The sequence below is a fragment of the Luteimonas fraxinea genome (genome assembly GCF_021233355.1).
GTDB lineage: Bacteria > Pseudomonadota > Gammaproteobacteria > Xanthomonadales > Xanthomonadaceae > Luteimonas > Luteimonas fraxinea.
Genome location: NZ_CP089507.1, coordinates 127,109 through 148,225 on the forward strand (window position 1 = coordinate 127,109; position 21,117 = coordinate 148,225).

At 67.8% G+C, this 21,117-nt stretch carries 22 protein-coding genes and 1 riboswitch; of the genes, 4 read left to right on the forward strand and 18 right to left on the reverse strand.

The features are described from left to right. Positions 1-155: 155 nt before the first annotated feature. Complete coding sequence (gene bioD, locus LU699_RS00585) at positions 156-842, reverse strand: dethiobiotin synthase (RefSeq protein ID WP_232134907.1); 687 nt, start codon at positions 840-842, stop codon at positions 156-158. Continuing rightward, a complete protein-coding gene (locus tag LU699_RS00590; RefSeq protein WP_232134905.1) occupies positions 839-1,537 on the reverse strand; it encodes a TMEM175 family protein in 699 nt (232 codons plus the stop codon). The genes bioD and LU699_RS00590 overlap by 4 nt, the downstream gene beginning before the upstream one ends. A 76-nt stretch (positions 1,538-1,613) precedes the next feature. Between LU699_RS00590 and LU699_RS00595 the strand changes: the two genes are divergently transcribed. The 3 genes from LU699_RS00595 to btuB all read left to right on the forward strand — a co-directional run bounded on the left by LU699_RS00595 (position 1,614) and on the right by btuB (position 4,731). Beyond that, positions 1,614-2,096, forward strand: a complete 483-nt coding sequence (locus tag LU699_RS00595; RefSeq protein WP_232134903.1) for a GAF domain-containing protein — start codon at positions 1,614-1,616, stop codon at positions 2,094-2,096. Further along, the gene (locus tag LU699_RS00600; RefSeq protein WP_232134901.1) at positions 2,093-2,467 is read left to right on the forward strand and encodes a TfoX/Sxy family protein; all 375 of its coding nucleotides are present in this window, start codon (positions 2,093-2,095) and stop codon (positions 2,465-2,467) included. Before LU699_RS00595 ends, LU699_RS00600 begins: the two co-directional genes overlap by 4 nt. 50 nt (positions 2,468-2,517) lie before the next feature. Then, positions 2,518-2,734: riboswitch (cobalamin riboswitch) on the forward strand. 125 nt (positions 2,735-2,859) lie between these two features. Next, complete coding sequence (gene btuB / locus LU699_RS00605; RefSeq protein WP_232134899.1) at positions 2,860-4,731, forward strand: TonB-dependent vitamin B12 receptor; 1,872 nt, start codon at positions 2,860-2,862, stop codon at positions 4,729-4,731. Positions 4,732-4,779: 48 nt separating this feature from the next. Here btuB and LU699_RS00610 read toward each other — a convergent pair whose 3' ends face one another. The 8 genes from LU699_RS00610 to LU699_RS00645 all read right to left on the reverse strand — a co-directional run bounded on the left by LU699_RS00610 (position 4,780) and on the right by LU699_RS00645 (position 12,707). Beyond that, on the reverse strand, positions 4,780-5,535 hold the full coding sequence (locus LU699_RS00610) for an S-methyl-5'-thioinosine phosphorylase (RefSeq protein WP_232134897.1): 756 nt from the start codon (positions 5,533-5,535) through the stop codon (positions 4,780-4,782). A 191-nt stretch (positions 5,536-5,726) separates the two neighbouring features. Further along, on the reverse strand, positions 5,727-6,287 hold the full coding sequence (locus LU699_RS00615) for a hypoxanthine-guanine phosphoribosyltransferase (RefSeq protein ID WP_232134895.1): 561 nt from the start codon (positions 6,285-6,287) through the stop codon (positions 5,727-5,729). Next, positions 6,284-7,270, reverse strand: coding sequence for a beta-N-acetylhexosaminidase (nagZ, locus tag LU699_RS00620; protein WP_232134893.1), 987 nt, complete (start codon positions 7,268-7,270; stop codon positions 6,284-6,286). The genes LU699_RS00615 and nagZ overlap by 4 nt, the downstream gene beginning before the upstream one ends. 88 nt (positions 7,271-7,358) lie before the next feature. After that, positions 7,359-8,042, reverse strand: coding sequence for a DsbA family oxidoreductase (locus tag LU699_RS00625; protein WP_232134891.1), 684 nt, complete (start codon positions 8,040-8,042; stop codon positions 7,359-7,361). A 37-nt stretch (positions 8,043-8,079) separates the two neighbouring features. Then, entirely contained in the window at positions 8,080-8,583 is a 504-nt protein-coding gene (locus tag LU699_RS00630; RefSeq protein WP_232134888.1) for a CYTH domain-containing protein, read from the reverse strand. A gap of 7 nt (positions 8,584-8,590) precedes the next feature. Next, complete coding sequence (gene rlmD, locus LU699_RS00635) at positions 8,591-9,928, reverse strand: 23S rRNA (uracil(1939)-C(5))-methyltransferase RlmD (protein ID WP_232134887.1); 1,338 nt, start codon at positions 9,926-9,928, stop codon at positions 8,591-8,593. A 118-nt stretch (positions 9,929-10,046) separates the two neighbouring features. Next, the gene (locus tag LU699_RS00640) at positions 10,047-10,646 is read right to left on the reverse strand and encodes a YdbL family probable chaperone protein (protein WP_232134885.1); all 600 of its coding nucleotides are present in this window, start codon (positions 10,644-10,646) and stop codon (positions 10,047-10,049) included. A gap of 33 nt (positions 10,647-10,679) precedes the next feature. Beyond that, a complete protein-coding gene (locus tag LU699_RS00645) occupies positions 10,680-12,707 on the reverse strand; it encodes a hypothetical protein (RefSeq protein WP_232134883.1) in 2,028 nt (675 codons plus the stop codon). Between the two features lie 32 nt (positions 12,708-12,739). On the opposite strand from LU699_RS00645, the gene LU699_RS00650 reads away from it, so the two are divergent. Next, positions 12,740-13,477, forward strand: a complete 738-nt coding sequence (locus tag LU699_RS00650; RefSeq protein ID WP_232134880.1) for a response regulator — start codon at positions 12,740-12,742, stop codon at positions 13,475-13,477. A gap of 3 nt (positions 13,478-13,480) precedes the next feature. On the opposite strand, the gene recO is transcribed toward LU699_RS00650, so the two are convergent. The 8 genes from recO to LU699_RS00690 form a co-directional block, all read right to left on the reverse strand. Further along, entirely contained in the window at positions 13,481-14,197 is a 717-nt protein-coding gene (recO, locus tag LU699_RS00655) for a DNA repair protein RecO (protein ID WP_232134878.1), read from the reverse strand. Positions 14,198-14,216: 19 nt separating this feature from the next. After that, entirely contained in the window at positions 14,217-14,654 is a 438-nt protein-coding gene (locus tag LU699_RS00660) for a GFA family protein (RefSeq protein ID WP_232134877.1), read from the reverse strand. Positions 14,655-14,667: 13 nt separating this feature from the next. Beyond that, positions 14,668-15,573, reverse strand: coding sequence for a GTPase Era (era, locus tag LU699_RS00665; protein ID WP_232134874.1), 906 nt, complete (start codon positions 15,571-15,573; stop codon positions 14,668-14,670). A gap of 66 nt (positions 15,574-15,639) precedes the next feature. Then, a complete protein-coding gene (gene rnc / locus LU699_RS00670) occupies positions 15,640-16,323 on the reverse strand; it encodes a ribonuclease III (RefSeq protein ID WP_232134872.1) in 684 nt (227 codons plus the stop codon). Beyond that, positions 16,307-16,687 (reverse strand): DUF4845 domain-containing protein, encoded by a 381-nt coding sequence (locus tag LU699_RS00675; RefSeq protein ID WP_232134871.1) that lies wholly within the window; start codon positions 16,685-16,687, stop codon positions 16,307-16,309. Before LU699_RS00675 ends, rnc begins: the two co-directional genes overlap by 17 nt. Positions 16,688-16,715: 28 nt before the next feature. After that, positions 16,716-17,510, reverse strand: coding sequence for a signal peptidase I (lepB, locus tag LU699_RS00680; protein ID WP_232134869.1), 795 nt, complete (start codon positions 17,508-17,510; stop codon positions 16,716-16,718). Positions 17,511-17,570: 60 nt separating this feature from the next. Then, positions 17,571-19,367, reverse strand: coding sequence for a translation elongation factor 4 (gene lepA, locus LU699_RS00685; protein WP_232136144.1), 1,797 nt, complete (start codon positions 19,365-19,367; stop codon positions 17,571-17,573). A 187-nt stretch (positions 19,368-19,554) separates the two neighbouring features. Next, positions 19,555-21,099 (reverse strand): Do family serine endopeptidase, encoded by a 1,545-nt coding sequence (locus LU699_RS00690; protein WP_425491093.1) that lies wholly within the window; start codon positions 21,097-21,099, stop codon positions 19,555-19,557. Between the last annotated feature and the right edge of the window lie 18 nt (positions 21,100-21,117).

Here is a 21,117-nt window from a genome sequence, read left to right on the forward strand (position 1 = left end):
AAAAGGCGCGACTTCGGTCGCGCCTTTTCTTCTGGGGGTTATCCGCTCGATCAGATTGTGATGATGGGTTTCGCTGCGCTCTACCCATCTTACGTTGGGCGTGCCGGCGCGTTCTTAGGATGGGTAGAGCGCAGCGAAACCCATCGCGCAGCTCGCTAAAGGGTCGCGATCCACTCAGCATCGAGCGACAACCTCGCGGGCAGATCGCTCTTCTCCGCAACGAACGGCAACACCCCTAGACACGGCGCCGGCAACGCGGCCGTCAGCAGGCCGACGTAGTCGTCCGCCCGCGCGAACGCCGGATCGATGCGATTGCCGATCCACCCGACCAGCCGACAGCCGTCCGCTTCGATCGCACGCGCGGTCAGCCGCGCATGACTCAGGCAACCGAGCTTCAATCCAATCACCAGCACCACGGCGCCGCCGAGCTGCCGCGCGAGATCCCTGTGTTCGAGTCCTTCGGCCAGCGGCGCATCCCAGCCGCCAGCGCCTTCGACGAGCACCACATCCGCATTCGATGCGAGCCGCGCATGCGCGGCATACAGCGCCGCGATGTCGACCGTCACACCCGCCGTGATCGCCGCCAAGGTCGGCGCCGTGGGTTCGGGCAACGCGACCGGATTGATGTCGGCGTACTCCGGCCGCGGATCACTGGCCGCCTGCAACGCCAGCGCATCTTCGTTGCGCCAGCGGCCGTCGATCCAGTCGCAGCCACTGGCGATCGGCTTCATCCCGACCGCGCTCAGACCACTCGCGCGCAGTGCGTGCAGCAGGGCCACGCTCGAATGGGTCTTGCCGATGCCGGTATCGGTGCCGGTCACCAGAAAGCTGCGGGCGCTCATGCAGCGTCCATTTCGGCGCGAACGCGCGCGAGCTCGCGCGCGCTGCGCACGCCATACCACGGCATCAACACCGCCAGCGTGCAGTAGACGATGCCCGGCAGCCCCTGGAACAGCGTGCGCGGCGGCATCGGCAGCAGCGCGAGCACGATCGAGGCGACCGTCGGAATCAGCAGCCACACCATCGCGCCGGCTTCCTGCTTCAGCAGGCAACGCTCGACCGGATCGAGTCCGAGCGCTTCGGCGCGTGCAAGGCCGTGGCGATTGAGCAGCAGCATCGTGATGCACATCGCGGCGAAACCGAGTCCATAGATCACGTACAGGCTGCGGAACTCGCCGGCAGCAAAGCCGATCGGAATCGGCGACGGCGCCCAGCCGAACGTCAGGAAATGCAGGCCGACGCCCATGATCAGGCGCAGCGGATACACGTAAAGCAGTGCGACGGCGATCAGCAGCAGGCCGAGCGTGGTCACCCGGGCGTCGCTCAGTCCGGTGCGACGGCTGAAGCGGTGATGCGTGGCCCAGAACATCGCCAGGATCGCGAATCCGGCGAGAAACGCCGGTGCGCGCCGCAGCGCCTCATGCAGTTCGGACACGCTTGCCGGCATCGCGTCGAACGACACGACCAGCAGTGTCACCGCGAACGCGAATGCGGCGTCGACGAAAGTTTCCAGACGCGAGGCCTGCGTACCACGCAAGCGGAATCCGTCCGCATCGCGCGGCCACGCGTCCTGTCCCCCGAGCCCCTGCGGGGCCGCTGCTACACTCCTCGGCATGTTCACTTCATCTCCCCTGACCGGCTCCAAGGCCGAACAGTATGCCGCGCTGGCGGCACAGGCACGGGCGCTGCTGCACGGCGAACGCGATGCGATCGCCAATGCGGCGAACCTCTCGGCGCTGGTCTATCACGCGCTGACGGATCTCAACTGGGTCGGCTTCTATCTCTTCGACGGCACCGAACTCGTGGTCGGCCCGTTCCAGGGTCTGCCGGCCTGCGTGCGCATTCCTCTAGAAAAAGGCGTGTGCGGCGCGGCTGCGCGCACGCGCACGACGCAGCGCGTCGACGACGTCCATGCGTTCCCGGGCCACATCGCCTGCGACAGCGCCTCGCGCTCGGAAATCGTCGTGCCGCTGCACATCGGCGAGCGCCTGATCGGCGTGTTCGACATCGACAGTCCGGTGCCGGCGCGTTTCGACGTTGAAGACCAGGCAGGCATCGAGTCCCTCGCCGCCCTCTATCTCGAATCACTGCAATGACCGCACCGACGCCGCTCAAGCTGCGCAACATCGGACCCAAGTCCGCGGCCTGGCTGCGTCAGGTGGGTCTGCGCACGCGCGAGGATCTGGAAGCGGCGGGCGCGGTGGATGCGTTCGTCAAGGTGCGCCGCGCCGGTTTCAAGCCCAGCCTCAATCTGCTGTATTCGCTGGAAGGCGCGTTGCTCGACTGCCACTGGCAGGACGTGCCCGAGGCGCGCCGCCTGCAACTGGTCGAAGCCGCCGAGGCCGCGACCGCCCTGTTGCCCGATCCGCGCTCGCGCCAGGCCGCCGGCCCGGTGACGACGACGGTGACCGAACCCGTCGAGTCCGAATCGCCCTTCGATCGCCTGTTCGACCGCCGCGACGACTGACCGCACCGCCGGCGCGCCCTGCCCGCGCCCGCAGCCCCGCGCTCACGTACAATCCGCGCCAGCTTCATGGTGACCCGCCGGCGCATCGCCGTCCGGGTTGAAACGGGAAGCCGGTGACGCGCTCAGGCGCCAGCCCGGCACTGCCCCCGCAACGGTAAGCGTGTTCAAGGCATCGCATCCGCCACTGTGCTCATGCACGGGAAGGCGCGACGCCCGGGAGTCCTCCCACGCGCGAGTCCGGAGACCGGCCACGAAGTCTTCCTCGATTGCGATGCGGCGGGCATTGCGGCGGCGTTCCGGACGGCCTTGCGCGCGTCCGGTCGGCGGCCGTGTCCGTCCTCGCGATCTCCCGACACCCCGCGTGCGTGGGCGCACGCGACAAGGAGACTGCAATGCCGTTCCGTACTCTGACCGTGGCGATCGTCGCCGCTCTCGCTTCGCCATTCGCCGCTGCCGCGACCGCCGCCGATGCGCGCGATCTCGACACCGTGCTCGTCACCGCCAACCGTGGCGAAAGCACGCTCGGCGACACCATCGTGCCGGCCCAGGTCATCGACCGCGCCGAGATCGAACGCACCCAGGCACGTGATCTGCCCGAACTGCTGCGCGGCCGCGCCGGCATCCAGATCGGCAACTCCGGTGGTCCCGGCAAGCTAACCTCGATCTTCATGCGCGGCAGCGAATCCGATCACGTGCTGGTGCTGGTTGACGGCGTGCGCATCGGCTCGGCGACCGCTGGCCTGGCCGCATTCCAGGACATTCCGGTCGACCAGATCGAGCGTGTCGAAATCGTCCGCGGCCCGCGCTCGAGCCTGTACGGATCGGAAGCCATCGGCGGTGTCATCCAGATCTTCACCCGTCGCAACACCGGCGCGATCAGCCCGCACGCACGCATCGGCGTGGGCAGCCACGACCTGCGCGAAGCCAGCGCGGGCATCGGTGGCCGCGCCGGCCGCGGCTGGTTCGGTGTCGATGCCGCGTTCCAGCGCACCGACGGCATCGACAGCTGCCGTGGTTCCAGCGTTCCCTTTGGCGGCTGCGGCGTCGAAGAGCCCGACCGTGACGGCTACCGCAACCGTTCGCTCAACCTGCGTGGCGGCGTGGAGCTTGCGGAAGGACTCACGTTCGAAGCCAACGCCCTGCGCGCCGAAGCCTTCAACGAGTACGACGGCAGCGTGTTCGGCGGCAACGAGGCCGACAACGTGCAGCAGGTCGCCGGCGGCAAGCTGACCTATGCACCGTCGGACGTCGTCACGCTGACCGCGCGGGCCGGCCGCAACTACGACGAGTCGACGACCTACTTCCGCGACATCGATGCCGGCACACGCGTCGATGTCGGCCAGATCGACACGCGTCGCGACACCGCTTCGGTACAGGCCGATTTCGGTCTGGCGCCGACCCAGCGCTTCTCGCTCGGCTTCGACTGGATGTCCGACAACGTCGAGAGCGACACCGACTATGCGTCGACCTCGCGCAACAACTTCGCCGTGTTCTCCGATTACACGGCGCGTTTCGGCGCACACCGCGTGCAGGCCGGCGTGCGTCACGACGACAACGAACAGTTCGGCGGCCACACCACCGGCAGCCTCGGCTGGGGCCTCGACCTCGACCACGGGCTGCGCCTCAACGCCAGCGCCGCGACCAGCTTCAAGGCGCCGACGTTCAACGATCTGTATTTCCCGTTCGGCAGCGGCAATCCGGATCTCGAGCCCGAGCGCGCAAAGACGGCCAATCTCGGCCTGTCCCAGTACGCCGATGCGTGGAACTGGTCGATCAACGTGTTCGAAAGCCGCGTCGATGATCTGATCTTCCTCGACCGCAACTTCGTGCCGCAGAACATCCAGGAAGCGCGCATCCGCGGCGCCGAGCTGACGTTCGCGACCACGCTGGCGGGCTTCGATCTGTCGACCGAACTGAGCCACGTCGATCCGCGCGACCGCAGCAACAATGCTAACAACGGCAATCTGCTCGCCCGTCGCGCGCGCAACAGCGGACGTCTCGACATCGACCGCAGCTTCGGCGAGTTCCGTGTCGGCACCACGCTGCGCGCCAGCAGCAGCCGCTACGACAACGCCGCCAATACGGTGCGCGTCGCCGGCCACGGCACGCTGGACCTGCGCGCCGCGTGGGCGTTCAACCCCGACTGGACGCTGGAAGCCCGCGCGACCAACGTGCTCGACAAGAACTACGAGACCGTGAACTGGTACTACCAGCCCGGTCGCGAGTACGGCCTGGCGCTGCGCTGGTCGCCGGTCACGCGCTGATCAATGGAAAAGCCCCGCTTCCGCGGGGCTTTTTTTTTTGACCTTCGATCAGACCGCCAGCATCGCGCGTAGCAGTTGCGGAATTCCCGAAGAAGCCGCCGCCACATTGTCGAGCACGTCCTCGAACGTGATCACCTCGTCGACCTGCGGGCCTGCACCGGCCGCCCAGTTCGCGACGATCGCCAGACACGCGTAGTCGAGCCCGAGCTCACGCGCGAGCCCGGCTTCCGGCATGCCGGTCATGCCGACCAGATCGCAACCATCGCGGCGCATGCGCGCGATCTCCGCGCGCGTCTCCAGCCGCGGACCCTGTGTCGCGCCGTAGCAGCCGCCATCGACCAGCGTCACGCCAGCCGCTGCTGCCGCATCGAGCACGCGCCTGCGCAGCGTCGGCGTGTAGGGATCGCCGAAGTCCACGTGCAGCACGTCGGTCCCCTCTTCCTCGCAATAGGTCGACACGCGACCCCAGGTGTAATCGATCAACTGGTCCGGACACGCCAGCACGCGCGGCCCGAAGCGCTCGGTGATGCCACCGACGGTATTGAGCGCCAGCACCCGCGTCGCGCCCAGCGCCTGCAGCGCCGACAGATTGGCCCGGTAATTCACCCGGTGCGGCGGCACCGAGTGCCCCTCACCATGCCGCGCCAGAAACGCCACCCGCTTGCCGTCGAGCGTGCCCACCCGCACCGGCCCCGACAGCGCGCCATAGCGCGTGACCGGCTGATGCGGCTCCACGTCCTGCAGGTCGGCCAGCTGGTAGAGGCCGGTGCCGCCGATGACGGCGAGGTCGATGTCGAGGTGCATGAGGGTTTCTCGCGATGGGGACGGGAGCGGTTCGCTATTGTCCGATGACGCGCCTTGAAACGGCAGCCGGACGCGCGGGTGGGCCGATTGGGGCGAAACGCATCTGAAGCCGCCTGCGCGACGCCGCAACACTCACCCGGAAGCCTGCCAATTCGCCCAAAGCGTCACGGCAGGCAACACCGGGAACGGAATCACTCCGCGAGCGCGTAGATCCCGGGCAGATTCCGCCCCTGCTCGTGGAAATCCATGCCATAACCGAACACATAACGATCCGGCACTTCCACGCCGACGTAATCGGCTTCGACACCGTCCACGCCGCGGTCGTGCACCTTGACCGCGAGTACGGCCACGCGGACGTCGGCCGCACCCTGGTCTTCGACCCACTGGCGCACAGCCTTCAGGGTGTGGCCTTCGTCGAGGATGTCGTCGACCAGCAGCACGCGGCGTCCCTGCAGCGGGGTCGCGGGGCGGTGCAGCCAGGCGAGGCCCGAGCCGGTGGTGTTGCCGCGGTAGCGGGTGGCGTGCAGATAGTCGAACTCGAGGTCGACTTCGTTCTCGCCGATCGCGAACGCGAGCTGCGTAGCGAACGGCATGCCGCCGTGCATGATCGTGATGTACACCGGCGGCACGTCGTCGTCGCCGTATTCGTCGGCGATCTCTTCGGCCATCGATTCGATGGCGTCTTCGAGCGCATCGCGGTCGAACAGCAGGTCGGCGGTGTCGATCACGTCGTCGAGGCGTGGGACGTTCATGCGATGTCTCCGGTGCGGGGGGTGGACGCGTCACCGGCGAGCGCGCCGTCCCAGCCGAGCGGACCGCGTCCGATCAGGCCGGTCAGCGCCATGGTGTTGAGAGTGCGGCCTTCGACTGCGGCCAACGATTCGGCGACCAGTTCGGGATGACAGACAAGGACGACATCGCAACCGGCGTCGAGGTGTGCGTCGACCCGCGCCTTGATGCCGCCAGCAGAGAATGCCGCGGCCATGCCGATGTCATCGGAGAACACCACGCCGCGGAAGCCCATCTGCTCGCGCAGGATCGTGTTGATCCACAGCGGCGAATAGCCGGCAGGTTCCGGCGCGACCTGCGGGTAGACCACGTGCGCGAGCATCACCGCATCGGCGCCGGCATCGATACCGGCGACGAACGGCACCAGATCGTGCGCGCGGATGGCGTCGAGACTGCGGTTGTCGACGGCATCGTCGAAATGCGTGTCCTCGCGCACCGAGCCGTGACCCGGGAAATGCTTGAGCGTCGCCGCCATGCCGGCCTCGTGCATGCCTTCGACGTAGGCGCTCGTGAGCGCGGCGACGATTCGAGGATCTTCGGAAAACGCGCGATCGCCGATCGCGAGATTGCCGTGACCGACATCGACCACCGGCGCGAAGCTCAGGTCGACACCACTGGCGCGCACTTCCTGCGCCATCAACCGCGCATGCGCGCGCGAGGCCGCCATCGCGGCATCCGGATCGGCGAGGTACTGCGCGCCGAAACCGGCCAGCGACGGCAACTCGGAATAGCCGTCCTGGAAGCGCTGCACGCGGCCGCCTTCCTGGTCCACACAGACCAGCTGCGGACGCGGCGCGGCATCGCGGATCGCGGCCGACAACTCGGCGATCTGCGCGCGCGAGGCGAAGTTGCGCTTGAACAGGATCACGCCAGCGCAGGCATCGTGCTGCAGCCAGTCGCGCTCCTGCGCGGTGAGTTCGGTGCCGGCGACGCCGATCACGAGCATTGCGGACCTCTCCATCGAACACGCCCCATGGCGCGGACGGGCATTGTCGCAGATGCGGCCGCGCGTGCCGTCAGGCGGCGCGGCGTGTTCAGTCGCAGCCCGACGGGCCGCACGCAGGCGCGGACGCAGCGCTCGGCGCAGCGCTGCCCAACGCCTGGCGCAATGCATCGGCCATCGCGTCGGGCGTTTGCGCGCCCTGCACCGCCAATCGCCCGTCGATGACGAACGTCGGCACGGCGCGGATGCCCATCGCCTGTGCCTGCGCGATCTCCGCACGGACCTCGGCGTCGAACTCTTTGTTGTCGATCATCGCGAGAACGCGCTTGGCGTCCAGACCGCCGGCAGCGCCAGCTGCGACGAGCACCTCTGGATCGGCGAGATTGCGGCCTTCGGCAAAATGCGCGTGAAACAGCGCCTCGCCTACCGCATCGGCATCGCCCTCGCGTGCGGCCAGCATCAGCAGGCGATGCGCCGGCAGCGTCGTGACCCGGACCTGGTCGCGATCGAAATCGAAGGGCAGGCCCTCGGCGCGTGCGGTGGCCTGCGTCTGCGCCAGCATCTGCGCGGTGCGCTCGGCGCCGCCGAACTTCTTCGCATACACCTCGCGCAACGGCACCGGTGTGGCGTCGGCATCCGGGTCAAGCTGATAGGGATGCCAGTGGATCTCGAACGCCGGCGCGTCATCGCCCAGCAGTTCGATACCGGCCTGCAGCCGGCGCTTGCCGATCCAGCACCAGGGGCAGACCACGTCGGACCAGATGTCGATTCTCATGCGCGGATCATGCACCCGATGCGTGCGCGCGGAGACCTCAGCCGCGTTCCGCAGCGTCCCAGCGCGAGAACGGCCGCGCCGCGAGCGCGAGGTTGAAATAGCGCTGGTGCGCAGTGACCTCGGCGCCGAGCCAGTCGGGATGTGCGAAGACTTCGTCGGCGGCGTCCAGCTCGATCTCGGCCACCACGAGCCCGGCGTTGTCGCCGAGGAATTCGTCGACTTCCCACAAATGCGCGCCATGACGCACGAGGTGTCGGCGCTTCTCGACCAGGCCGCCGACACACAGCTTCAGCAGCGCCTGCGCGTCGTCGACCGGCAGCGGCAGTTCGAACTCCTGCCGCGTGGTGCCTGCCTCGCGCGACTTGATGTTGAGGAAGGCGACATCGCCCTCGATGCGCACGCGCACCGACGCGTTCTGCGCGCCGCTGGCGATCGACGCCGCATCGTTGAGATAGCCCTGGGCCATCGGCACGACCGCATGCGCAGCGGCGCGCCAGGCGTCGCTTGCGACGAGGAACTTGCGTTCGATCTCGATACCCATCCGGTCCTCAGCGCTTCTCGAACAGGGCGATGGATTCGACGTGCGCGGTCTGCGGAAACATGTCCATGACCCCGGCGTCGGCCAGCGTCCAGCCGCGTTCGTTGACCAGATAGCCCGCATCGCGCGCCAGCGAAGCCGGATGGCAGCTGACGTAGACGATGCGCTTGAAGCGCTCTAACGGCAGCTGGCGCAGCACGTCGATCGCGCCGGAGCGCGGGGGATCGAGTAGCAATTTGTCGAAACCCTGACGCATCCAGGATGCGCTGCGCTGGTCCTGGATCAGATCGGCGGCGTGGAACTGCGCGTTCGCCAGCCCGTTGTGCGCCGCGTTTTCCTTCGCCCGCGCCACCAGTCCGGCCTCGCCTTCCACGCCGACCACCTCGCGCACGCGGCGCGCCAGCGGCAGGGTGAAATTGCCGAGTCCGCAGAACAGGTCGAGCACGCGGTCTTCGGGCTGCACGTCGAGCAGCTCGAGCGTGCGCGCGATCATCGTGCGGTTGAGGCCCGCATTGACCTGGATGAAATCCAGCGGCCGGAACTTCAGTTCGATGTCCCAGTCCTCGAGACGGAACGACAGTGCGGGCGCGTCCGGCCACAGCGCATGCACGCTGTCGTTGCCGCCGGGCTGCAGGAAGATCGCCATGCGGTGCTGCTGCCCGAACGCGAGCAGCGCCGCCACATCGGATTCGATCAGCGGCTGCAGGTGGCGGAACACCAGCGCGATGCCATCGAACTCGGGACGCGGATCGCCCGCGATGAACTCGATCTGCGGGATCGTGCTGCGCGCTTCCATGCCGTCGATGAGCTGCGCCAGCGCTGGAATGATCGCGGCGATCGGCTCGATCACCGTGTGGCATTCCTGCAACTCGGCGACGAAGCGCGGATCGCGCTCGCGAAAGCCCACCAGCGTCTTCTCCTTCTTCTCCACGCGCTTCACCGAGAACCGGCCCTTGCGGCGGTAGCCCCAGGCGTGATCGACCAGCGGCGCCATCCAGCGTTTCGGCGTGACATGACCGATGCGCTCGAAATTCTCGCGCAGCACGCGGTCCTTGGCGATGATCTGCTGCTCGGCATCGAGATGCTGCAGCACGCAGCCGCCGCAGGTACCGAAATGCGGGCAGCGCGGCGTGATGCGATGTTCGGACGCGCGCAGGACGTCGAGCGTCACCGCCTCGTCGAAACTGCGCGAACGCGCGAAGCGCTGGGCGAAGACCCGCTCACCCGGCAGCGCGCCGGTGACGAACAGCGCCTTGCCATCGGGCAATCGGGCGACGCCACGGCCGTCGTGAGTGAGATTGAGGACATCGACCTCGAAAGGGGTCTGATCGAGACGTTTACGGGCCACGTGGCGAAGGCTGCGGGCAGAAGGGCCGCGTATTGTCGCAGAAGCGGCGCGCGGGCTGCCCGGCCCGGAACGCAAAAGGCCGCCCGCAGGCGGCCTCCGCTTGCATCCACGATGCGCGTTACTTCTGCGTCCAGCTCCCGCCCTGCTGGTACCACCAGCCGGCGCGTGCGCTCGAAATCCACTGCCGCGCGAACACGTCGCGGATCTGCGATTCCCACTCGGGGTGTCCGTTCGCGACCGCGATCTCGCGGTACACCGCCTGGCGGTCGCGGTTGTCGTCGGCGACAGCCGAGTTCACCGCGACGCGGTCCTTGATCGGGAGCTGTGAGGCATCGCGCACGACGATCGAGCCATTGCCGCCGAAACCCAGCGCGCCGGAATCGAAATGCGGACGCAGCGTGCCGTTGAAGCGCTGCTCCATGCGCGCCTGGATCGCCTGGATAGCGGGCGTGCGAATGCTGATGTCGGGCGTCTGCGCCTGCGCGCTGCCGATGCCGATCAGCATCCACGGGTCGAAGCGCGTCGACGTCTGCGCCATGCCGCCGCCGGGCACGGTCGCAGGTGGCGTGTCGGTGGCAGGCGCCTGGTCGCCGATCACGTTCTCGACGAACTCGCGCGCCGCTTCCTTTGCTTCGGCGGCGGGAAAATACACATTGATCGTCACGCAGGCGGTCAACGCCAGTGCGGCCACGGCCGGCAAACCCATCCAACGCGCCATCGACACTCTCCTGTCAGAAATTCGGGGCGCCGGTCATTCGATCACCGGCGCGACATCACCACCTGCGGCGGCCGCCAGACGCTCGACCAATGTGGGCCAGTCGACGTCGCGATTGAATCCCACGACATCGAGCCGCGGCAGGCCGGCACCTTCGACGATAGTAAAGGCGTTGCCCTCTGAACGCAGGCCGCCCATCCGGCAGACGGCGTTGCGCAGGCGGCACGAGATGCCGATCCCGCGATAGCCGAAGTCGTCGAACAGCGCGATCGCCCTGCCCTGCAACGTGGTCACGAACGAGGCGTCGCCGACGCTGGAGATGTCCTGCACCGCGCGCTGGCTGATGCGCTGGCGCACGCCGCGCGCGGCCTCGGTGTGCAATTCCGCATCGAAGGCGGTCGCATTCCAGTCGACCAGTCGCAGTCCGTCGATGCGCCCGTGCAGCTTGCCCTCGATGCTGCCGAAGCCGAACACACCGGTCAGCGCATGCAGATCGAGCGCCGACAACGCGAGATCGCCGGTAACCGTCGGCAGCACGCCGAACGGCCGCTCGATCGCCAACGACGACACGTCGATACGACCGTCGAACAGTTCCATCGACAGGCCGCCATCGAAATCGATGCGGTTGTCGGCATAACGCACCGTCGGGATGCGACCGGCAAGCGTGCCTTCGAAGGCAGGCCAGTCGAGCGACTTCGCCAGCACGCCGATATCGAGTGCATCGAGCCGCAGTTCGGTCTGCATGCGCAGGCCGGTGTCGCCAGCGGGCGGCTGCAGCTGCAACGATTCGAAGCCGATCTCGCCCCCGAGGAACGAGAACGCCACCGGCTCGCGCAGGCGCAACAGGCCGGCGCCGCTTTCCAGGCTCCACGCCGCCGCATCGAAGGGCATGCCGTACAGCGCACCCCCACGCCAGGCGAAGGCGCTACGCACAGGAGCCGACGCCGAGTAGCGCACCGCGCCGTCGAGACGATCGAGCCGGAAGCGGCCGCCGGCGTCGCCGATGTCGAGCCGGCGCAGCGCGATGTAGGCGCTGCGCAGCGTCGCGCCGTCCAGTTCGAGCCCGGCACGGAAGCCGCCCGACAGCGACAGACCCGGCACGCCGGCCGGGCCCAGCCAACCGGACAGATAGCGGGCCGGCAGCGCCGTGGTGTCGTCGCTGGCCAGTGTGAGCGCGAGTGCACCGATGTCGAAGTCCGGCGTCAGGCGTGCATGGCCGTCGACGTGCAGGGTATCGCCGTCGCGCCACTGCAGCCGAGGCAGCGTCCAGTCGCCGTCGCCGACACGGGTCATGTCCACGCCGACACCGACCGGCGTCTCCGGCAGCGATACATAGGCGTTACCGAACAGCAGCTCGCCGCCGAGCAGGCTGCCTTCGACGCGCGCCTGCAATGCGTCATCAGGAAACGTCAGACGCACTTTGAGATCGCCATCGACATCGCCGGCGGCGACGCTGCCGTCTTCGGTTTCGAGGGCCAGTCCCGCGATCGCGAGGTCCGCGTCCACACGCATCGGCCGGCCAGCCGGCGTCGCGATCCGGACGTCACCGTCCAGCGTGCCGCCGGTCAACCGCGCGGAGCTCCAGCCCGCGCGGACCAGCGCATCGACCCAGGCCGCCGGCACGCGTCGCAGGTCAATGCGTGTGGCATCGGGCGCCGCCGCGTTGCGCGATAGGCCGACACGCGCGCCACCGCCCGACAGCGCGGCTGTCGTGGTGGCGGCATCCAGCACCAGCGACAGCTGCAACGGCGCGCCCCGGCCGGTGCGCAGCGGGCCGTCGCAGCGCCAGCGGGTGTCGTCGCCCAAGGTCTCGCGGCGCAGCGGGCAGCGCCAGTCGACATTCTCGAAGCGCCACCCCAGCGCACCGGCGTCGATATCGCCAGCGCGGAGACGCAGCTGGCCATCCGGCGCCGTGGACGGCCAGTCCAGCGTCAGGCGCACGTCATGCAGGGTCGCACCGGCCGCTTCCACCTTCGAAATCCGGGCCTGGATCGACTGCGCCTGCACCGCAATCGGCACACAGGCGAGAAACAGGGGTAGGATCGACAGAACGGGGCGCGGCATCGCCGCAGGATACCCGTGACATCGAGGACGCGATGAATCGATTGCTGCTGGTCGAGGACGACCCCACAAGCCGCAGTTTTCTGCAAGCCGCAAGTGCCGCACTGCCCGCCGAAGTCGATATTGCCGACTCGGTGGAAGCCGCCTACGCACTGGCCACAGTAAACGCCTACGACGCCTGGCTGATCGACGCCAACCTGCCCGACGGCACCGGCGGCGCTCTGCTCGCCCGCCTGCGTGCGGACGGCCGGACGACGCCTGCGATTGCCCACACCGCCGCGCGCGAACGCCGGGAACTCGACGCCCTGCGCGCCGAGGGCTTCGACATCGCGGTCAGCAAGCCGGTGGCCGCCGATGTCTGGCGGGGCGCGATCCGGCGCGTGCTGGTGCGACGTTCGGGTGCACGCCCAGCGCCGCTGATGCCGCTGCCCGACGCCCGCCGCAGTGGCGAGGCGCCGCTGTGGAATGGCGAAACCGCGCTGGCCGCGGTCGGCGGAGACAGTCGCAACGTGCGCGGCCTGCGCGAGCTGTTCGTCGGCGAGCTCGACGGCACGCGTGCACGCATCGCCGCCGCCTCCACGGCCGGCGACGGGACTGCGGTCCGTGGCGATCTGCACCGCCTGCGTGCGGGTTGCGGCTTCGTCGGCGCCGAACGCCTCGGACTGGCGGCACGCGTGCTCCATGTCGATCCGACATCGGCGAGCGCGCTGAAGGCGTTCCTCGACACACTCGACGCCACCCGCACGAGCGCGAACGCGCTGGCGAACGCTTGAGGCTCAGCGCCGCGACAGGTTCGCGGCCAGTTCCCAGGATTTCAGCCCACGCGGGCCGAGGTGATGCGACAGCACCGCACGGAGTGCGCGCCGCAGGCTGGCCATGTCGGCAGCCTCAGGCGCGATATCGGCGGCCAGCGCCAGCAGCGCATGCCCGGTAGCCGCGGCGCTGCGATCCGCCGCTTCGCCATCGCGCTGCAGACGACGCGGACCATGTTCGGGATCGAGTCGATACCGCGCCGCCGGTTCGATCTCGTTGCCGTCGCCATCGGTATCGAACGCGAAGCCCAGGCCGATCGCATCGAGCAGATCGCGCTCGAACCGGCGCAGGGTCCACGCCAGTCCGTCGAGCGCCAGCCGCAGCCGCACATTCGCGAATGCCTCGTAGAGTTCGGGCGCGGGATCCTGTCGCGGTGCGAGCCGCAACACCAGTTCGTTGATGTAGAAGCCGGCGAGCATCGCGTCGCCGGTGAGCCGGGGCGCGGCATCGAGCGCTTCGGCGGAATGCAGCTGAGCGAGTTCGCCGCGCAGCACGGCGGTCAGGCGGATGTGCTGCAGCGGCTGCAGCGCGGCGCGGAGCACGTGCTTCTTCGGCCCCTGCACGCCACGCGCGACCAGGCCCAGGCGGCCGTGATCCAGGGTCAGCACCTCGACCAGAAGACTGGTCTCGCGCCACGGTCGTGCATGCAGCACGAATGCGGGCTGATCCTCGATGCGCACGGTCGGCCCGCGGGCTGCGTCAGCCGGCGCCGATACGGGCCAGGAACGCCTCGCCGGTCAATTGCTCGTCCGAACCGGCGAGCGCATACCAGTCCGGCCTGGCGTCAATGAAGATTTCGGCCTCGAAACGCGCGCAGGGAATCGCATCGAACAGACCGGCAGCGACGTAATGCTGACCGTCACCGGGCGTGCAGAAGTACAGACTGCTCCCACAGGTGCTGCAGAACGCCCGCTCGGCCCACTCCGATGACGCGAACGCGCGCACCAGCGCATCGCCGGTTTCGATGCGCAGATCGTCGCCGGCCTGCAGCACCATCGCCGGACCGCCGTGCCAGCGACGACAGGCGCCGCAGTGGCAGGCGTGCACGGCGTGCGCCGTCGCCGGCACGCTGAGCGTGACGCCGTCGCACAGGCAGTGCCCGTGCAGACGGTCGGCGCTGTCGATGGCTTCGCTCATGCGTGCGCGTCTCTTATTCGCCGTAGCCGAGTGCCTTGAGTGCGGCCTCGTCGTCGGACCAGCCCTCACGCACGCGCACCCAGGTTTCCAGGAACACCTTGGCGTCGAACAGGCGCTCCATGCCCATGCGCGCCTTGGTGCTCATGTCCTTGAGCCGGCTGCCGGCCTTGCCGATGACGATCGCCTTCTGGCCTTCGCGCTCCACCCAGATCACCGCACCGATGCGCAGCATCCGGCCGTCGAGCACGAAGCTTTCGATCTCGACCGTGGTCGCGTACGGCAGCTCGTTGCCGAGCTGGCGCATCAGCTGCTCGCGCACCAGTTCACCGGCCAGGAAGCGCTGGCTTTTGTCGGTGATCTCGTCCTCGCCGAACAGCGCGTCCTGCTCCGGCACGAGCGGGAGCACGGTCGACTTCAGCTGCTCCAGCCCCTTGCGCTTGAGCGCCGACAGCGGCACGACGCCGGCGAAGTCACGGCCTTCGGTGACCTTCTGCAGATACGGCAGCAGCAGGGTCTTGTCCTTGATCTTGTCGACCTGATTGACGACCAGCACCACCGGCACACCGGCCTCGTGCAGCGCATCGAAGGCCAGGCTGTCCTCGTCGTCCCAGCGACCGGCGACGACGACCAGCAGGGCCACATCGACGCCTTCCAGCGCGCCGCGCGCCGCGCGGTTCATGATCCGGTTCATCGCGCGCTTCTGCTCGTGATGGATGCCGGGGGTGTCGACCAGCAGCAGCTGGCCTTCCGGGAACGTCGCGATGCCGAGCAGACGATGGCGCGTGGTCTGCGGACGGTTGGAGACGATGCTCACCTTGGCGCCGACGAGGGCGTTGACCAGGGTGGACTTGCCGACGTTGGGTCGGCCAATGACGGCGACATAGCCGGCATGGTGGGGCGTGGTGTGGGGTTCGGTCATGTCCGCATTCTACGGAAATGCCGGTGGCGCGACGCGGAAACCGCTTCGGCTGGCGTTACGGGCTGCTCAGCCCGGACTTTCGAGCAGGCCCATCACCGCTTCCGCGGCCTGCTGCTCGGCCGCACGGCGCGAACTGCCCTGTCCTTCGGCAGCGACGCTGGCGTCGTTGAGCGCGCAGCGTACGAGGAAGGTCTTGGCATGTTCCTCGCCACTTTCCGACAGCAGTTCGTAGACCGGCAACGCCTTCTGCCGCCCCTGCAGCCATTCCTGCAGACGGGTCTTGGCGTCCTTGGCGACGCGGCCACTGGCCAGCGCGACCATGGTCTTCTCGAAGAGGGGCAGCACCACTTCGCGGCAGGTGTCGAGGCCCGCGTCGAGATAGATCGCGGCGATCACCGCTTCGAGCGCATCGGACAGGATCGAATCGCGCCGATGACCGCCGGACTTGAGTTCACCCGCGCCCAGTACCAGCCGCGCGCCGAGCTCGAGTTCGCGCGCGACTGCGGCCAGCGAGGACTCGCGCACCAGTTCCGCGCGGGCACGGGTCAACGTGCCTTCGTCGGCATTCGGCCAGCGGGCGTATAGCGACTCGGCGACCAGCGCGCCGAGCACGGCGTCGCCGAGGAACTCCAGACGTTCGTTGTGCGGGGCGCCGGCACTGCGATGTGTCAGCGCCTGGATCAGCAGCTCGGGATCACGGAAGACGTGCCCGGCGAACCGACCCTGCTGACGGTCAAATTCCGTCGCCACCGCGGGTCAGCGTCTGCGTCGCGTGGAACTTGCCCACGACGTCGAGATTGAAGACCAGCGGACGACGCACTTCGTACTGCACGTCCATCTGCCAGCCGTTGTCGGCGCGGCGGATCTTCACGTTCTCGGGCTTCACGTTCTCCGAGTAGCTGATGTACAGCCGGCGGAAGAACAGGTCCTGGATACGGGCCGGATCGGACGCGGCGGTGCCCGGCTCGCTGGCCAGTCCCTTGAGCGCGGTCTTGACGCTGTAGTACTCCGAATACATCGGAAACAGCTTCATGCCGACATAGGCAAAGAAGCCGACGACTGCCAGGACGATGATGAATCCAAGCAGGGTGATGCCGCGTTGCGTGCGTTTCATGGACGTCCCCTCGAGCCGATGCCGTTGGTCACTTGATGCCCTGACCGATCCTTCCCCAGTCGACCCATCCCGGCGCAGCCGTGTCGACGTTCATCCAGATCAGGAACGCCTTGCCGCGCAGTTGGGTCTCGGGAAGCGTACCCCAGAAGCGCCCGTCATCGCTGCGGTCGCGGTTGTCGCCCATGACGAAATAATGGCCCTGCGGCACGTGGAACGTGCCCTCACCCAGATGGAACGGCGCGGCCTGGTCGATGTGCAGGATCTGGTGGCTGCGGTCCGGCATCTGCTCGGTCATGAGCGAGGCGCCGGTCATCTCCGCGCCACGGCCCACGCCCTCGTAGGTACCGACGCGCTGGTACTCGAATGGCGTGCCGTTGACGAAGACTTGGTTGTCGCGGAACTCGACCGTGTCGCCAGGTAGACCGATCACACGCTTGATCCAATCCTGGTCGGGATGCTGCGGCGGGCGGAACACCACCACGTCGCCACGCACGGGCTCGCCGATGTCGATGATCTTCTTGTTCGTAATCGGCAGACGGATGCCGTAGGCGAACTTGTTGACCAGGATGAAATCGCCGATCAGCAGTGTCGGCATCATCGAACTAGACGGAATGCGGAACGGCTCCGAGACGAAGCTGCGCAGGATCAGCACGACGAACAGCACCGGGAAGAACGCCTTCGCGTAATCGACGACGATCGGTTCCTTTTCCTCGAGCAGTCCGGCGCGTCGCGCGCGCGCCTTGGCCAGCACCAGCTTGTCGAGCAGCCAGATGACGCCGGTGAGCAGCGTCAGCACGACCAGGGCGGTCTCAAACCATTTCATGCAGCATCCTCGGACACGGGATCGGACGGCCGCGCTGGGCCGCCGCTATGAAAACACGAATCAGGACTCGCGCGACGTGCTCAGCACCGCCAGGAAGGCTTCCTGCGGGATCTCCACGCGGCCGACCTGCTTCATGCGCTTCTTGCCTTCCTTCTGCTTTTCCAGAAGCTTCTTCTTGCGCGAGATGTCGCCGCCGTAGCACTTGGCCAGCACGTTCTTGCGCAGCGCCTTGACCGTCGTGCGGGCGATGACCTGCGCGCCGATCGCGGCCTGGATCGCCACGTCGAACTGCTGGCGCGGAATCAGTTCCTTCATCTTCTCGGTCAGCTCGCGGCCACGGCGATCGGCGTGGCTGCGATGCACGATCAACGACAGCGCATCCACTTTGTCGCCATTGATCAGCGTATCCACGCGCACGAACGGACCGGCGTCGAACCGCACGAAGTGGTAGTCCAGCGAGGCGTAGCCACGGCTGGCGGATTTCAGCTTGTCGAAGAAGTCGAGCACCACTTCGGCCATCGGCAGCTCGTAGCTGATCTGCACCTGACTGGCGAGGTACTGGATGCCGATCTGCGCGCCGCGCTTGTCTTCGCACAGCTTGATGATCGCGCCGATGTAGGCCTCGGGCGTCAGGATGTTGGCGCGGATGATCGGCTCGCGCACTTCCTGGATCAGGTTCGCCGGCGGCAGCTTGGCCGGATTGTCGAGCGGCATCACTTCGCCGTCGGTCTTGAGCACCTCGTAGATCACCGTCGGCGCGGTGCTGATCAGGTCAAGGTCGTACTCGCGCTCCAAGCGCTCCTGCACGATTTCCATGTGCAGCATGCCGAGGAAGCCGCACCGGAAGCCGAAGCCCATCGCTTCCGAACTTTCAGGTTCGAAGCGCAGCGCGGCGTCATTGAGGCGCAGCTTGTCCAGCGCTTCGCGCAGGTCCGGATAGTCCTCGGCATTGACCGGGAACAGACCCGCGAACACGCGCGGCTGCATTTCCTGGAAGCCGGCCAGCGGCTTGTCGGCGGGCTTCGCGGCGAGGGTCAGCGTGTCGCCGACCGGCGCGCCGTGCACGTCCTTGATCGACGCGGTGATCCAGCCCACTTCGCCCGCGCGCAGCGCCGGCAGTTCCTTGCGCTTGGGCGTGAACACGCCGACCTTGTCGACGTCGTGCGTACGCCCGGTCGACATCACCAGGATCTTGGTCTTGGGCGTGATCTCACCCTGCATCACGCGCACGAGCGACACCACGCCGAGGTAGTTGTCGAACCAGGAGTCGATGATCAGCGCCTGCAGGCGATCGGTATCGCGCGGCTTCGGTGGCGGGATGCGATGCACGATCGCCTCGAGCACCTCTTCCACGTTGAGGCCTGTCTTGGCGCTCACCGCGACCGCGTCTTCGGCGTCGATGCCGATCACCGCTTCGATCTCGGCCTTGGCTTTTTCGATGTCGGCCGTCGGCAGATCGATCTTGTTGAGCACCGGGATCACTTCCAGCCCCTGCTCGATCGCCGTGTAGCAGTTGGCGACCGACTGCGCTTCCACGCCCTGCGCCGCGTCGACGACCAGCAACGCGCCTTCGCACGCCGCCAGCGAGCGGCTGACCTCGTAGGAGAAGTCGACGTGGCCGGGCGTGTCGATGAAGTTCAGATGGTAGGTCTGCCCGTCGCGCGCCTTGTACGGCAGCGAGACCGACTGCGCCTTGATCGTGATGCCGCGCTCGCGCTCGATCGGGTTCGAGTCGAGCACCTGCGCTTCCATTTCGCGCGCCTGGAGGCCGCCACAGATCTGGATGATGCGATCGGCGAGCGTCGACTTGCCGTGGTCGACGTGGGCGATGATGGAGAAGTTGCGGATGTTCCGCATCGGATCGTGGGTCATTGGGCGGCGGCCGGGCCGTCGTCGAAAAGGTAACGGGCGATTATCGCACAGCGCCTGCGTCGCACGCGGTCGGCGGATCGGGCCGGGTGCGCCGTTCACCGCAACGACCGGCGCGCATACGAAAACGGCCCGCGGAGTGCGCGGGCCGTCGGTGTCGCAATGACGCGATTGATCAGCGCTCTGCGGTCTCCGACAAGGTGATCGCGCGGTACTGGGTCGCGCCGCTGCGTCCGCGGACCAGCAACATCACCGTGTCGCCGGGCTTGACGCTCTGCAGCGCCCGGTCGAGCGCGGCCGCGCTGCCCACCGGCGTGCGGCCGACACGCAGGATCACGTCACCCTGCGCGATTCCGGCATTCGCCGCCGCGCCACGGCCGGCGCTGGCGACGAGGACACCCTCATCGCCGGCGAGCCCGAACTGGCGCCGCTGGGCGGCGTCGAGATCGCGGCCGGTGATACCGAGCGGATTGCCGCTCGCAGACGATGCGGACGCCGGCGCCGGCTCGCCCCGCGTGGTCGCGCCCGCCGTCGCCGAATCGAGCGCCGTCAACGTGACCTCGAAATCGCGCGTGCGGCCTTCGCGCAGGATGCTCATGCGCACCTTGGTGCCCGGCGTCTTGCCACCCACCAGCGGCGGCAATTCGCTCGACGCGATGATCTCGGTGCCGTCGACCGCACGGATCACGTCACCCGGCTCGATGCCGGCACGCTGGGCGGGACTGCCCGGCAGCACTTCCTGCACCAGTGCACCCTTGGTGTCGGGCAGCTTGAAACCGGCTGCGACTTCGGACGTCACATTGGAGACCTGCACGCCGAGCGAGCCGCGCTGCACGCTGCCGGTCTTCTTGATCTGCTCGGCGACATTGGCCGCCAGATCGATCGGAATCGCGAAACTCACACCCATGTAGCCGCCGGAGTTGCTGAAGATCTGCGAGTTGATGCCGATCACCTCGCCCGCCACGTTGAGCAGCGGACCGCCCGAGTTGCCCTGGTTGATCGGCACGTCGGTCTGGATGAAAGGCACATAGCGCTGGTCGGCGTACTGGTTGGCGCGCGCCACGGCGCTGACGATGCCGGCGGTTACCGACTGCTCGAAACCGAAGGGCGAGCCGATCGCGACCGCCCACTGGCCGGGCTTGACGCTTGCGCCGTTACCGAAGCGCAGCGTCGGCAGGCCGGTCGCGTCGATCTTCAGGACCGCGACGTCGGATTCGGCATCACTGCCGACGACCTTGGCTGTGAACTCGCGACGGTCCGACAACCGCACCTTGACCTCTTCCGCGCCGTCGACGACGTGGTGGTTGGTCAGCAGATAGCCATCGGCCGAGATGATGAAACCGGTGCCCATCGAGGTGCCGCGCGGCGCGCTGCCGCCACGACCGGGACCACCCGGACCGCCCGGCATTTCGAAACCGGGGCCGAAGAAGCGGCGGAAGATCTCGGGGATCTGCGCGTCGTCAGGCATCTGCTGGCCGCGCGTCTGTCGCGCGCCGATCGTCGATTCGATGCTGACCACAGCCGGCGCTACGCGCTCGACCAGACGCGTGAAATCGGGCAGACCCGAGACCAGCGGTGCTTCAGGCGTCGACGACACGCTGGCCGCCGCATCGGCCGGCGTCTGCGCGCCGGACTGGGCGGTGGCGTTTGGCAGGAGGAACGCGGTGGTGCCGGCGGAAAGCACGGCGACGAGCGACACCGCGAGCAGGGATTTCTTCATCGAGGACATGACGGACTC